Raw genomic sequence first — 14,875 nt, forward strand, 5'->3', positions numbered from 1 at the left:
GTAAAAAATCCTGTTTAGGTTTGCTAAACAGGATTTTTTTATCTAAAAATACTAGGGCGTGTTGAACATTCAAATATTAGGGCTGCTGATCGCTAAAATTGCACCAAACTAGGCGCAAGCCGACGATAATGTCGAGACCTTAGCTAGGCTTGCAACAACGTTTGGGGTGATTTTAGCATCAGCCTTTCAGGGCAGTACTCTTTTTTGCCAATATATGGCGAAATTGTTTCACCTAGAATGACTAGGCATCAAAAATTTCACTGCATATTGTCTAAAAAATAGTCACTGCCAGCACCACATTTGAATGTTCAACACGCCCTATAAACCTTATTCTGCTCTATAACGTTTAATAGTAAGCTTATTTATCAGCATTGCAGCTAAAGCTTAAGTGTACCCATAAAAGCTAAAACTCCACCATCCCAGCACGTAGTTGTTCGATCAACTCTAAGAACTGCTGGCGCCATTCACGTATCGTCGCCTCATCTGGTAACCATTGGTTCGATAAAGTAACCACATTCACAATAAGATCCGAAGACTGCGCTGTTTCACTACTCAACTTTTCATCTACAATCGTATCAGGCTGTACGGCATATAAACAACGCTGATAAGCACGCTCTATATTTGCAAGAAACCCCTGTTGTCTTATTTGCTGTAAACGCTGAATCTCAGGAGATACCTGCGTACGTTCACTCAATGCTTTTTCGATATCTGATAATGTGGGGGTTGGCATGTTTAAACTGTAGAAATAGCCAAGCTCTTGGGTAAATGCGAGAAAAGCGCCATATAAGTGAAAAATAGCAGTCTCACAATGCGCTTGGTATAGCTGCTTATCATTAGTCGCCCCTGCTGATTGACAAGACAGACGACAAAAATACAGTTTTTGATTGGTTCTATCAGCTTGATACTTGGCAACACGAGTTTTACCTGCCATTTGCTATTTATCCTTATATTAATAATATGCTAATAAGTTGCAGCTATAGTCAGCGAACGGCTAAACCGCTACAGCGTTATTCTCCTCAGATGCACTACTCGTACAATCTACAGTCGGCTGTCTTATACCCATTTTAGATTTCTTTAACTATATCACAGCTCATAACGTAGTTCTTAATGAACTACGGTCAAGGTCTTTTGAATAAGTTATGCAAGAAATTATATCAGCTAACAAAAACTGCTGCTATATCCATAACGCTCAACCCAAAAGCATACTGCTTACCCTCAGTTTTACGCTATTTTAGTTTCTAATAGGCATAAAAAAGCCAGCAACTAAGGCTGGCTTTTTGAGTAAACTAAGAATATATCAAAGACTATTAATGATCTTGATTTAGTTCTTGTGCAAAGGCTTCATCAAAACTTGCAAAGTCTTTGCTATCAGTGGTTGCTGTCATATCAAACGCCGCATTAAGATCTTTATCTTGTAGCTTTTGATCCGCTTGTTCTTTACGTGTTTTATGATAAGCAAGACCAGTACCTGCAGGAATCAAACGACCAACAACGACGTTCTCTTTCAAACCACGTAACTCATCTACTTTACCAGTAACAGCAGCAGCCGTTAGGACACGCGTAGTTTCCTGGAAAGAAGCCGCTGAAATAAAGCTTTCTGTTGCCAGACTTGCTTTAGTGATACCTAACAGTTGACGCTCAAACTTAACTGGGAATTTATCTTCCGCTTCTAGTTTTGCATTCAATGCTTTAATATCGGCATACTCTACCTGATCACCTTTAAAGTGGTTTGAATCACCACCATCAGTAATCTCAACTTTACGCAACATCTGACGGATAATAACTTCGATATGCTTGTCGTTGATTTTTACACCCTGCAGACGATAAACGTCCTGTACTTCGTTGACGATATAATCAGCAAGCGCAGTCTGACCTTTTAGACGCAAGATATCATGTGGGTTCTGTGGACCATCAGCAATCACTTCACCACGTGCTACTGTCTCATTTTCAAAGACATTAATTTGACGCCATTTCGGGATTAGCTCTTCATGTACTTCACCATCTTCATTAGTAATGATGAAGCGATTCTTACCTTTAGTCTCTTTACCAAAGCTAACCACACCGGTCATTTCTGCCATGATGGCATGATCTTTTGGACGACGTGCTTCGAACAAGTCAGCAACACGCGGTAGACCACCAGTAATATCTTTAGTACCAGAAGATGCTTGTGGTACACGACCTAGAATCGAACCTGCTGCTACTTTTTCACCATCGCTAACGCGAATGATGGTTTCAGCAGGCAAGAAGTAAACCACTTCTTTACCTTCGTCAGTGTTCAAAATGATTGCAGGACGTAAGTCTTTTGCTGAACTTGAACGGTCACGAGTAGCTAGAATCTCAAATGAGCTCATACCAGTGGCATCATCTACTTTCACTGTGGCAGTCATACCGTCAGTGATATCACTAAAGCGTGCTGTACCAGCAAATTCTGTGATAATTGGATGCGTATGCGGATCCCATTTTGCGATAGTTTGACCGCCTTCAACCTGCTCTTCGTCTTTCACAAGCACGCTTGAACCATATGGTACTTTATAGCGCTCACGCTCACGGCCAAGCTCATCGGTCAATGCGATTTCAGCTGAACGTGATACGATAACCAAGTGACCATCGGTATGTTGTACAGTCTTCATGTTTTCGAAATGTGCTTGACCAGCATTACGAACTGAGATGCTATTATCCACAGATGCTGAACTTGCTGCCCCGCCCACGTGGAAAGTACGCATGGTTAACTGGGTACCAGGTTCACCAATAGACTGTGCAGCCATAACACCGACTGACTCACCAATATTAACTTTATGACCACGAGCCAAATCACGACCATAACACTGTGAACACACACCATGCTCAACATCACAAGTAATCACTGAGCGTACCCAGATATCATCAATGGCATTTTCGTCAAGCACGTTGACCCAATGCTCATCAATCAAAGTACCCGCTGGAATCAATACTTTATCAGCATCATCATTGTAAGTAACATCACGTGCAGTCACACGACCAAGTACTAAATCACCTAGTTTCTCAATGATTTCGCCACCTTGAATATGTGGTTTCATGAGCAAGCCTTGCTCAGTACCACAGTCGTCACTAGTGATAACCAAATCTTGTGCCACATCAACCAAACGACGAGTCAGATAACCTGAGTTAGCCGTTTTCAGTGCCGTATCTGCTAGACCTTTACGAGCACCGTGAGTTGAGATGAAGTACTGTAATACCGTCAAACCTTCACGGAAGTTGGCTTTAATCGGTGTTTCGATAATAGAGCCATCTGGTTTAGCCATCAGACCACGCATACCAGCCAACTGACGAATCTGAGCCGCACTACCACGAGCACCAGAGTCTGACATGATAAAGATAGAGTTGAACGATTTCTGCTCGTCTTCTTCACCTTGTGCGTTGGTTACTTTGTCAGTTGCCAAGTTGTCCATCATCGCTTTAGCGACTTTGTCATTGGTACGTGACCAAATATCAACGACTTTGTTATAACGCTCACCGGCAGTCACAAAGCCTTGCTCAAACTGATCTTCGATTTCGCGAACTTCACCTTCAGCCGCTTCAATGATGTTCTTTTTCAGTGGTGGAATGACCATATCGTCAATACCGATAGAAACACCTGATAGTGTCGCTTGAGCAAAACCAAGATACATCAATTGGTCAGCAAACATAACACTTTCTTTAACACCTACTTTGCGATAACAAGAGTTGATGAGACCTGAAATATTTTTCTTCGTCATCTCTTGGTTACATTCTTCAAACGTCATACCTTTAGGCATGATATTCCAGATCAGCAAACGGCCAGCAACGGTATCTTTAATACTAATGTCTTTGGTTTCGTTACCCTCTTCATCAATATGCGTCTCGGTGACACGCACTTTGATTTTAGCGTTTACATGCAAATCGTTTGACCCAATAGCACGCAAGGCTTCATTAACGGTCGAGAAGATCATGCCTTCGCCTTTGGCATTGATAGACGAGCGGCTAATGTAATATAGACCTAGTACAACATCCTGTGATGGTACGATGATTGGATCGCCGTTCGCAGGTGACAAGATGTTGTTAGTAGACATCATCAGCGCACGTGACTCAAGCTGAGCTTCTAGCGTCAATGGCACGTGAACGGCCATCTGGTCACCATCAAAATCGGCGTTAAACGCGGTACAAACGAGCGGATGCAATTGGATTGCTTTACCTTCGATCAGTACTGGCTCAAATGCCTGTAGACCCAAACGGTGAAGTGTTGGTGCACGGTTAAGAAGCACTGGATGCTCACGAATAACCATGGCCAGCATGTCCCACACTTGTGGCTCTTCACGCTCTACCATTTTTTTAGCAGCTTTAATCGTCGTTGCTAAACCATGAGACAGTAATTTGTTGTAAGTAAATGGCTTAAATAACTCTAGTGCCATTTTCTTAGGTAGACCACACTGATGTAGACGTAGTGTTGGACCAACAACAATTACAGAACGACCAGAGTAATCAACACGCTTGCCAAGTAAGTTCTGACGGAAACGACCTTGTTTACCTTTGATCATATCAGCCAAAGATTTCAATGGACGCTTATTACTACCAGTAATCGCACGACCGCGACGACCGTTATCTAATAACGCATCAACTGATTCTTGCAACATACGTTTTTCGTTACGTACGATGATATCAGGTGCGCTCAGCTCAAGCAGACGCTTTAGACGGTTGTTACGGTTGATAACACGGCGATATAGATCATTTAGATCTGACGTTGCAAAACGGCCACCTTCTAGCGGTACTAGCGGACGCAAATCTGGTGGTAGTACTGGCAATATGTTCATTACCATCCACTCAGGCTTGTTATTAGAATCACGGAATGCTTCTAACAGTTTAAGACGCTTAGACATTTTTTTAAGTTTAGTCTCAGAACCTGTTTGCGGAATCGCTTCGCGTAGCTCATCAATCTCTAAATCAATATCGATGTCTTTCAACAAATCTTGAACCGCTTCAGCACCCATCTTAGCAGTGAATTCGTCGCCAAACTCTTCAAGAGCTTTGAAATAATCTTCATCATCAAGCAATTGGTATCTTTCTAAACTGGTTAGACCAGGCTCAGTGACGATGTAGCTTTCAAAATATAAAACACGTTCGATATCACGTAGCGTCATATCTAATAATAAACCGATGCGGCTTGGTAATGATTTTAAGAACCAAATGTGCGCGACTGGACTGGCTAGATCAATATGACCCATGCGATCACGACGTACTTTAGCCGTCGTAACTTCTACGCCACATTTTTCACAGATAACGCCTTGGAATTTACGACGCTTGTACTTACCACATAGACATTCAAAATCTTTTACTGGACCAAAGATTTTGGCACAGAAAAGACCATCACGTTCAGGCTTAAACGTACGATAGTTGATGGTTTCAGGTTTTTTCACTTCGCCATGTGACCATGATTTGATCACGTCAGGTGAGGCTAAAGTAATTTGAATGCTATCAAACTCTTGATTACCGTTGCCGGTAGGGCTTTGCATGATATCGAGTAAATCTTTCAAGTTGCTTCTCCGTTATCTTTATAATCATCTAATAGCGCATTATTGACGCAAATAAGATGAATGAAGGCAATGAATAGGGTTGAGACAAATCACTAAAAGCAGCAGCAATGAGCATACTGCTTTCAGTTGACAACTAAGTTAAACAACGGGATTAGTTGCTTTGTTTTAACTCAATATTAATACCCAGTGATTTGATTTCTTTGGTCAGTACGTTAAACGATTCCGGCATACCTGGATCCATATACTGCTCACCATCAACGATGTTTTTGTACATACGCGTACGGCCTTCAACATCATCTGACTTCACAGTTAGCATCTCTTGCAACGTATAAGTTGCACCGTAAGCTTCTAGTGCCCACACTTCCATCTCACCAAAGCGCTGACCACCAAACTGAGCTTTACCACCCAATGGCTGCTGCGTCACTAGTGAATAAGAACCAGTAGAACGCGCATGCATTTTGTCATCAACCAAATGGTTAAGTTTCAGCATATACATATAGCCGACCGTTACTTTACGGTCAAACTTCTGACCTGTACGACCATCATACAAAGTCTGTTGACCATCACGGTCCATACCCGCAAGCTCTAGTAAATCTTTCACTTGGCTTTCTCTTGCACCATCAAATACTGCTGTACCCATTGGTACACCGCCACGCAAGTTGGCTGATAATGCCATGATGTCATCATCACTCAAGCTATCAAGGTCAACTTGCTCGCCGCCAACTTTGTTATAGATTTGGTCTAAGAACTCACGTAGCTCTTTGATCGCTGCTTGAGACTTAAGCATACCATCAATTTTTTCGCCCAAGCCTTTCGCTGCCATGCCCAAATGCGTTTCTAGAACCTGACCGATGTTCATACGTGATGGTACACCTAGTGGGTTCAATACGATGTCAACGGTATTGCCATGCTCATCATACGGCATGTCTTCAACTGGCATAATGCGTGATACCACACCCTTGTTACCATGACGACCAGCCATCTTATCACCAGGCTGAATACGACGCTTAACCGCTAGATATACTTTAACGATTTTTTGTACGCCATGTTGTAAATCATCACCTGCGGTCAATTTGCGTTTTTTCTCAGCAAATTTCACATCAATGTCTTTTTGCTTATCAACCAAGTAATCAGCGATTTGCGTCAAACGCTCAGATATTTCTTCTTCTACTGGCTGGATATCAAGCAAAGTCTCAAGGCTCATATCTTTCATATCAGCAAATGCCATCACCGTACCAGCTTTTAGACCAGCACCGCCGCTGACTTTTTGGCCGTCTAGTAGATGACCAATACGACCACGAGCAGCTTCTTCAAAGATACGTAGCTCTTCTTTTAAATCTTTGCGATAGCTGTCAAGCTGTGACTTTTCGATCGCTCTTGCACGTGCATCTTTTTCAACACCATCACGGGTGAATACTTGTACGTCAATAACCGTACCTTTGCTTGATGTTGGAACACGTAAAGACGTGTCTTTAACATCAGCCGCTTTTTCACCAAAGATAGCCCGGAGCAATTTCTCTTCTGGCGTTAGTTGCGTCTCACCTTTTGGTGTCACTTTACCAACCAAAATATCACCAGCGTCAACTTCCGCACCGATATAAACGATACCTGCTTCATCAAGACTTGATAGTGCTGCTTCACCAACGTTTGGAATATCAGCAGTAATCTCTTCTGTACCGAGCTTGGTATCACGTGCCACACAAGTCAATTCTTGAATATGAATCGTAGTGAAACGATCTTCTTTAACCACTTTCTCAGATAACAAGATTGAATCTTCGAAGTTGTAACCATTCCACGGCATAAATGCGATGCGGATGTTCTGACCTAGCGCTAGCTCACCAAGATCCGTTGATGGACCATCAGCCAAGATATCGCCCAAAGCAATCTCATCGCCTTGGTTAACGATGATACGTTGGTTAATACAAGTATTTTGGTTAGAACGTGTGTATTTGATCAAGTTGTAGATATCGATACCCGCTTCACCAGCAGTCATTTCATCTTCGTTTACACGAACAACAATACGTGATGCATCAACATCTTCAATCACACCACCACGCTTGGCGATCACACAGACACCAGAGTCGCGAGCAACGTGACGCTCCATGCCAGTACCAACTAATGGCTTATCCGCACGTAGCGTAGGCACAGCCTGACGTTGCATGTTCGAACCCATCAAGGCACGGTTGGCATCATCATGTTCTAGGAATGGAATCAAACCTGCTGCTACCGATACTACCTGACTTGGTGACACATCCATATGTGTCACTTTTTCTGGTGGCATACGAACAAATTCACCGTAGTTACGTACACTGACCATCTCATCGCTTAGTGCACCATCTTCGGTCAACGGTGAATCAGCCTGTGCAATGACAGTACCTACTTCTTCAATCGCTGACAGATATTCAATGATATCCGTTACTTTACCGTCAACCACACGGCGATATGGCGTTTCTAAGAAACCAAAGCTATTGGTTTTAGCAAATGTTGCCAATGAGTTGATAAGACCAATGTTTGGACCTTCAGGAGTCTCAATAGGACATACACGACCATAATGGGTATCATGTACGTCACGTACTTCAAAGCCTGCACGTTCACGAGTCAGACCACCAGGTCCTAATGCTGATACACGGCGTTTATGGGTAACTTCAGACAACGGGTTGTTCTGATCCATGAACTGTGACAACTGGCTTGAACCAAAGAATTCTTTAACCGCAGCCGCTACAGGCTTTGAGTTAATCAAATCTTGTGGTGACAAGTTATCAGACTCAGCAGAGCTCAAACGCTCTTTGACCGCACGCTCAACACGTACAAGACCAACACGGAATTGGTTTTCTGCCATCTCGCCCACTGAGCGAATACGACGGTTACCTAGATGGTCAATATCATCAACATCACCGCGACCGTTACGAATTTCGATAAGTTCTTTTAGAACATTAACGATATCATCGTTAGTCAATACACTACGTGCGCGTTGAACATCCGGATCATCAGTATTATCAAACTCTAACCCTAAACGGCGGTTGAACTTCATGCGACCAACGTTTGATAAGTCGTAACGATCTGCGTTAAAGAACATGCTCTCAAATAACTTTTCAGCAGTTTCGACCGTTGGCGGCTCGCCTGGGCGCATCACTTTATAGATTTCGATCAACGCTTCTTCACGGCTTGACGTACTATCAGCACGTAGCGTATCAGCAATATAACTACCCTGATCAATGTCATTGGTGAATAGAATGCTAAACTCTTTGATAGATTCGCTAGCTTCGAATGCACTTAATTTAACCAACAACTCGTGATCAATTAACGTATTAGCTTTAGCAATAACTTCATCGTTGACGACAACATCTTCCGCTAAGATACGCTCATATAGATATTCATCAGGTACAGCAATTTTCGTCATACCAGCTTCTTCTAGCTGACGGATACGACGTGCATTGATACGCTTACCCTGCTCTACGATAACATCCCCTTCAGGTGATACGATATCGAACTGAGCCATCTCACCACGTAGACGATCAGCAACCAAATCAATCTCAAACGTCTCTTCACCTCTGTAAACCGCAACTTTATCAAAGAATAAATCTAAGATCTCAGAAGTTGTTAAGCCAAGTGCACGTAGAATGATTGACGCAAGAAGTTTACGACGGCGGTCAATACGAGCAAATACTAAATCTTTAGCATCAAACTCAAAATCTAACCATGAGCCACGGTAAGGAATAATACGGGCGTTATAAAGTACTTTACCACTTGAATGTGACTTACCTTTATCATGATCAAAGAATACACCAGGTGAACGATGTAGCTGAGATACGATAACACGCTCAGTACCATTGATAATAAAAGTACCGTTAGCCGTCATCAGTGGCATCTCACCCATGTAGACGCTTTGCTCACGGATGTCTTTGATAGCAGCTTTGCTATCTTTATCCTTGCTATCTTTGTCTTTGATGATCAAACGGATTTTGACACGCATAGGCGCAGCAAATGTTGAACCACGTAAGATACATTCACGCTCATCAAATTCAGGTGTGCCCAAATGATACTCAACGAATTGTAGTTCAGCGTTGCCAGAATGACTCTCAATTGGGAAAATAGAGGAATACGCAGCTTGCAAACCAGTATTCTCACGAGCTTTTGGCTTTCTATGCTCTTGCAAAAATTGCTCGTAAGAATCTACTTGAATAGACAGTAAATAGGGAACGTCCATTACAGTGGGCAATTCAGCAAAACTTTTGCGAATACGCTTTTTTTCAGTATAAGAATATGCCATCGAGAGTCCTTACAGTAAACGTGGAAACAAATTAAATCGTGGCCAGCATGCATAAATACGATACAAACTTGGCGACGTAAACGATAATATAAAACGGGTCTTCGTGCTTAACTCATGTCTTTCTATCAATTACTACTTTACTAATCAGTGCTTATCTAGCACACTTCATTCAATCTTGTAACTGTATCTCAGTTAGGCTATATGCCTACTCAGATTGATAATTTCAATATCACCTAATTTACGATACGTTGGTATTATAACTTAGCCCAAAATACACGTATAAAAAGTGACTTTTACTACAGTTTTAACAGCTACTTATCATCAAAACCAATATCGTCGCCGATATCTACCGTCTATGAGCCTACCTACTGACAGTAAAACCATGCTAAGTGGATAACCTAGAATCAATAGCTTTTCAGAATTAATAATAATTGGGGTAACTATAACTTTTAGAATCAGTACAAACTATAGTGTTAAGTTAATAGGAAAGCATGCAGACACAAAAAAATGCCAAACATCTACGGACGTTTAGCTCATATTAACTGATTTCAAAAACTGGCATGTGTGCTTGCATGTATATCGTCTGTCCTTTTGATGGGTATCCACCGTGTTGTTGCATACGTATGTTGGCAGACACAAAAGGTCAAGCTACGAATTATAGTAAAAAAAAGCTGGCAATGCAAGGCATTACCAGCTTTTTTTTCGTACAGCAGTTAAACTTATTTTAGTTCAACAGTTGCACCAGCTTCTTCAAGTTTCTTTTTCAACTCTTCAGCTTCAGCTTTAGATGCGGCTTCTTTGACTGGAGCTGGAGCGCTTTCAACCAAATCTTTCGCTTCTTTCAAGCCAAGACCAGTAGCTTCACGTACGGCTTTAATTACCGCAACTTTCTTCTCACCAAAGCTGGCAAGAACTACGTCAAACTCATCTTTTTCTTCAGCAGCAGCAGCAGGACCAGCAGCAGCAGGTGCAGCAGCAGCAACAGCAGCTGTTACGCCGAATTTTTCTTCCATGTCGCTGATTAGCTCAACGATATCCATTACTGACATTTCAGCGATTGCGTTTAACACATCATCTTTAGATAGTGCCATGAGAACTCTCCGTTATCTGATAAAAATTAATTGATTTTAATATCGCTTTGATTGCTTGTCGACATTTCAAATAGGTGTGACAATAAAGTGCAATCAAAATTAGCGATGTCAAAGTTACGTTAAAACAAGCAATTAAGCAGCTTCTTTTGCGTCTTTGATTGCCGCTACAGTGCGAACGAACTTGCCAGGAACAGCGTTCATAGTCTGGACAAGCTTGGTCACTGGTGCATTCATAGTAGCCATCAAGATAGAGATTGCTTCGTCGCGAGTTGGTAGCTTCGATACGCGCTCTAGCTCTTCTGGACCATAAACTTCACCACCGACTGATACTATTTTGGTCTCTAAAGCTTTGTTATCTTTGCTAAAGTCGAATATGACTCGAGCGGCAGATCCCAAATCTTCCATAGAGAAAGCCAAAAGTAGAGGACCAGTCATACGGTCTGACATGCTTTCAAAATTAGTGCCTTCAAAAGCGCGTTTTGCTAGTGTATTTTTTACCACTTTCAAAACAACACCTTTATCACGGGCTTGTTGGCGCAGCTGAGTAAGCTGTGCAACACCAATTCCATGATACTCGGCAGCTACTGCTGAATAAGCATTAGCAGCAACTTCAGACACTTCAGCCACAACTTGTTGTTTTTGCTCTAGCGTTAATGCCATAAGTTGACTCCTTTAATCTTATCAATCGACTTATCGTAGAAGTGCTAAAACATTGAAGTTTTTATGCGCTTAAACTCTAAGCTAAGACTGACTTGATACGACACATTACCAGCAGATCCTAAAAAACGTATCTACTGGTAACGACTGATTACGGCACCGTTATCAGAATGACGTTGAGTAATAGTTTGATGACTGCCTAAACAATCGTATAACCCTATTCGCTCGTGTCTTAAACTGTGTGGGCCACCGTCTGCGTAGGACAACTAAGATTTTCATCTGTCGTCGATTAACAAAAGCGACTTAATATAGTATTTAACTTTTAAAAACAGTTATTTACAATTTTAAACTGCTCTCTACCTACGGTCTTAGACAGCGTAGCAAATACTACGCTGACCTAATTCTTTAAAATTCTTTTGTGCCCATCATTCAAAATAGATGAAGATGAGATACTTAATTACTTAGCAGTGCGATAAGGAACAGCATCAATAGTGATACCAGGACCCATAGTGCTAGACAAGGTAATTTTCTTAATGAAAGTACCTTTAGAAGTAGCAGGCTTTGCACGCTTTAGATCTGTGATTAATGCTTCAGCGTTTTGGATAACTTGCTCAGCAGTGAAACCAACTTGACCAATAGTAGTATGAATAATACCTGCTTTGTCTACACGATACTGTGCTTGACCAGCTTTAGCATTTGTCACAGCTTCAGCAACGTTTGGCGTTACTGTACCAACTTTTGGGTTAGGCATCAGACCACGTGGGCCTAGAATAGTACCTAATTGACCAACAACACGCATTGCATCAGGAGCAGCAATAACAACATCAAAATCCATGTTGCCCGCTTTAATTTCTGCTGCTAGGTCTTCAAAACCAACGATGTCTGCACCAGCTTCTTTGGCGGCTTCAGCAGCAGCGCCTTGAGCAAATACAGCAACGCGTTTGGTTTTACCAGTACCGGCAGGTAGGTTGGTAGCACCACGAACGACTTGATCAGATTTACGTGGGTCAACGCCCAAGTTAATAGCAATATCAATAGACTCTTTGAATTTTAGCGCTGGCAAATCATTTAAGATTTGAACCGCTTCTTCAAGAGTGTATTGCTTTTCGTTATCAACACGGCTTTGAATTTCTTTTTGACGTTTGGTTATCTTAGACATTATACACCCTCCACGGTAATACCCATTGAACGTGCAGTACCAGCAATGGTACGGACAGCAGCATCAAGATCAGCAGCAGTTAAATCTGCATCTTTGGTCTTAACGATCTCTTCTAATTGCGCGCGATCAACTTTACCAACTTTAGCGGTGTTTGGTGTACCTGAACCTTTAGCAATACCGGCAGCCTTACGTAATAAGTAAGAAGCTGGTGGTGACTTCATGATGAAGGTAAAAGACTTATCGCTATATACAGTGATCTCAGTTGGAATCGGTAGACCCGGCTCTTGACCTGAGGTTGCAGCGTTAAATTCTTTACAGAACGCCATGATGTTCACGCCTTTTTGACCCAATGCTGGACCAATCGGTGGTGAAGGGTTTGCTTTTCCTGCAGGCACTTGCAGTTTGATGTAACCATCAATCTTCTTAGCCATGATACTCTCCTAAATGGGTGATAGCGCCAAATCAATGTGGTACATACATACCTATTTGACTAACAGCTCCCCGGTTGATGAACTTTTTGCTGGTTTAGTCTAGCTTTTCAACCTTACTAAACTCAAGCTCGACCTGAGTTGGTCGATTAAATACGTTTACTGTTAGGTGTAACTTAGACTTCTCATAATCCACTTTTTCAACCAACCCTTTAAAGTCAGTAAATGGACCATCAATAACCAATAACTCTTCGCCCGGCTCAAATAGCGTCTTAGGACGTGGATCTGTTTCAGTCTGATTGAGACGGTTTAAGATACGATCAGCTTCTACTTGTGTAATTGGCGCAGGCATTTCAGGTGTACCACCGATAAAACCCATAATACGTGGACAGTCTTTTACGATGTGCCAAGTATTGTCATTCATTTCCATCTGGATCAATACATATCCTGGAAAGAACTTACGCTCGCTCTTACGCTTTTTGCCGTCTTTCATTTCGACGACTTCTTCAGTAGGAACCAATACATCACCGAATGACTCAGCAAAGTCACTACGGTTGATACGATCAGTTAATGAACGTTGTACTTGTTTTTCATATCCTGAAAACGCTTGGACAATATACCAACGCATATCACGCTCCTGACCATTATAGAATAAGTTTTTATGAGTAAATGTCTCGTTAATAATCACTAATACGTGCTATTAACCGATAAATACGCCAACAAACCAATTAAAAAAGTTATCTAATAACCAAATAAAGAAACCAGCAATAGCAATCACGACAATTACTTGCCAAGTGTATTGAAAGGTTTCGTCTTTACTTGGCCATGTTACTCGGCGCAGCTCAACGCCAGCATCTTTTAATAATATTTTAAAAGCGCGACCTTGATGCGTTAACGCTAAACATACTAATGCAAATACAACAAGGGCAACGATAATACCAATACGCACCCAAACATCATTGGCAGGTTGCCAATAGCCAGGTAAATATTGATTAACTAACGTTGCACCGATCAAAAATGCTGCGGCTAACAACCACAGTATCACATCTTTTATTGATCCAGTTTTAGCTACTTCAACAGCAGTTGTTTGATTGCCTGCTGAGACGTGCTTACCTTTGGACAGCATTCCGCTAGCATCCGCCTTGGCATCAGATAACTTAGTCTCGAGGTTATCTTGATTATTGCTCATAAAGAACTCGCTTCGGAGATGGTAGGGTACGACAAAGATATGATAAGAAGATGGCAGGCGATGTAGGACTCGAACCTACAACCCTCGGTTTTGGAGACCGATGCTCTACCAATTGAGCCAATCGCCTATGGGTGTAAAGGACAGCATTATACAATATTTAGCATAGAATGCAAGCCCTTGTCGGTAAAATTATTATTCTTACCGAGCTTTTTTCTTATTTAAACGCTAATATTAGCGACTAATAAGAAGCTGCGTTAATATATCAAGCTATACAGCAGATTACAATAGTATATGAAAAAATACATCACCTCTATGAAGAATAGATGTGAATTAATACCATATGACAACTATAGCTAGCTAATACTATATGACAACTATAGATAGCTAATACTATTACTGATTTTCTAGATTACTTACAAAAAAAGCCACCCTCTAAGAGGATGGCTTTTCACTAACTACTTAACCGACATCAGCATACACTGATGGGATCAATCATTAGTCAAGTACGTTAGCAACAACACCAGCGCCTACAGTACGGCCGCCTTCACGAATAGCA

General features: G+C 41.7%; 9 protein-coding genes and 1 tRNA gene. All 10 read right to left on the reverse strand.

Features of this window, described 5'->3' with window-relative positions; all coding sequences use genetic code 11:
* Positions 1 to 403: 403 nt before the first annotated feature.
* Positions 404 to 931, reverse strand: a complete 528-nt coding sequence (locus tag ACT3QP_RS07270; RefSeq protein WP_444525033.1) for a DUF6586 family protein — start codon at positions 929 to 931, stop codon at positions 404 to 406.
* A gap of 376 nt (positions 932 to 1,307) precedes the next feature.
* The gene (rpoC, locus tag ACT3QP_RS07275; RefSeq protein WP_444525034.1) at positions 1,308 to 5,525 is read right to left on the reverse strand and encodes a DNA-directed RNA polymerase subunit beta'; all 4,218 of its coding nucleotides are present in this window, start codon (positions 5,523 to 5,525) and stop codon (positions 1,308 to 1,310) included.
* 151 nt (positions 5,526 to 5,676) lie between these two features.
* Complete coding sequence (rpoB, locus tag ACT3QP_RS07280; protein ID WP_192518663.1) at positions 5,677 to 9,795, reverse strand: DNA-directed RNA polymerase subunit beta; 4,119 nt, start codon at positions 9,793 to 9,795, stop codon at positions 5,677 to 5,679.
* A 719-nt stretch (positions 9,796 to 10,514) separates the two neighbouring features.
* Positions 10,515 to 10,886 (reverse strand): 50S ribosomal protein L7/L12, encoded by a 372-nt coding sequence (gene rplL / locus ACT3QP_RS07285; protein WP_444525035.1) that lies wholly within the window; start codon positions 10,884 to 10,886, stop codon positions 10,515 to 10,517.
* A 132-nt stretch (positions 10,887 to 11,018) separates the two neighbouring features.
* Entirely contained in the window at positions 11,019 to 11,546 is a 528-nt protein-coding gene (gene rplJ / locus ACT3QP_RS07290; RefSeq protein ID WP_192518661.1) for a 50S ribosomal protein L10, read from the reverse strand.
* 454 nt (positions 11,547 to 12,000) lie between these two features.
* Positions 12,001 to 12,702 (reverse strand): 50S ribosomal protein L1, encoded by a 702-nt coding sequence (rplA, locus tag ACT3QP_RS07295; RefSeq protein WP_192518660.1) that lies wholly within the window; start codon positions 12,700 to 12,702, stop codon positions 12,001 to 12,003.
* Positions 12,702 to 13,133: a 50S ribosomal protein L11 gene (gene rplK, locus ACT3QP_RS07300; RefSeq protein ID WP_192518659.1), complete on the reverse strand. Its 432-nt coding sequence runs from the start codon at positions 13,131 to 13,133 to the stop codon at positions 12,702 to 12,704. The genes rplA and rplK overlap by 1 nt, the downstream gene beginning before the upstream one ends.
* A 94-nt stretch (positions 13,134 to 13,227) precedes the next feature.
* Positions 13,228 to 13,758 carry a transcription termination/antitermination protein NusG gene (gene nusG / locus ACT3QP_RS07305; RefSeq protein ID WP_057761729.1) on the reverse strand — a complete coding sequence of 177 codons (531 nt, stop codon included), beginning with the start codon at positions 13,756 to 13,758 and terminating at the stop codon, positions 13,228 to 13,230.
* Between the two features lie 72 nt (positions 13,759 to 13,830).
* Positions 13,831 to 14,319, reverse strand: coding sequence for a preprotein translocase subunit SecE (gene secE / locus ACT3QP_RS07310; RefSeq protein ID WP_192518658.1), 489 nt, complete (start codon positions 14,317 to 14,319; stop codon positions 13,831 to 13,833).
* A gap of 51 nt (positions 14,320 to 14,370) precedes the next feature.
* Positions 14,371 to 14,446 (reverse strand) — tRNA-Trp (locus ACT3QP_RS07315).
* Between the last annotated feature and the right edge of the window lie 429 nt (positions 14,447 to 14,875).

It is taken from the genome of Psychrobacter sp. AOP7-B1-24 (assembly GCF_052376215.1).
GTDB lineage: Bacteria > Pseudomonadota > Gammaproteobacteria > Pseudomonadales > Moraxellaceae > Psychrobacter.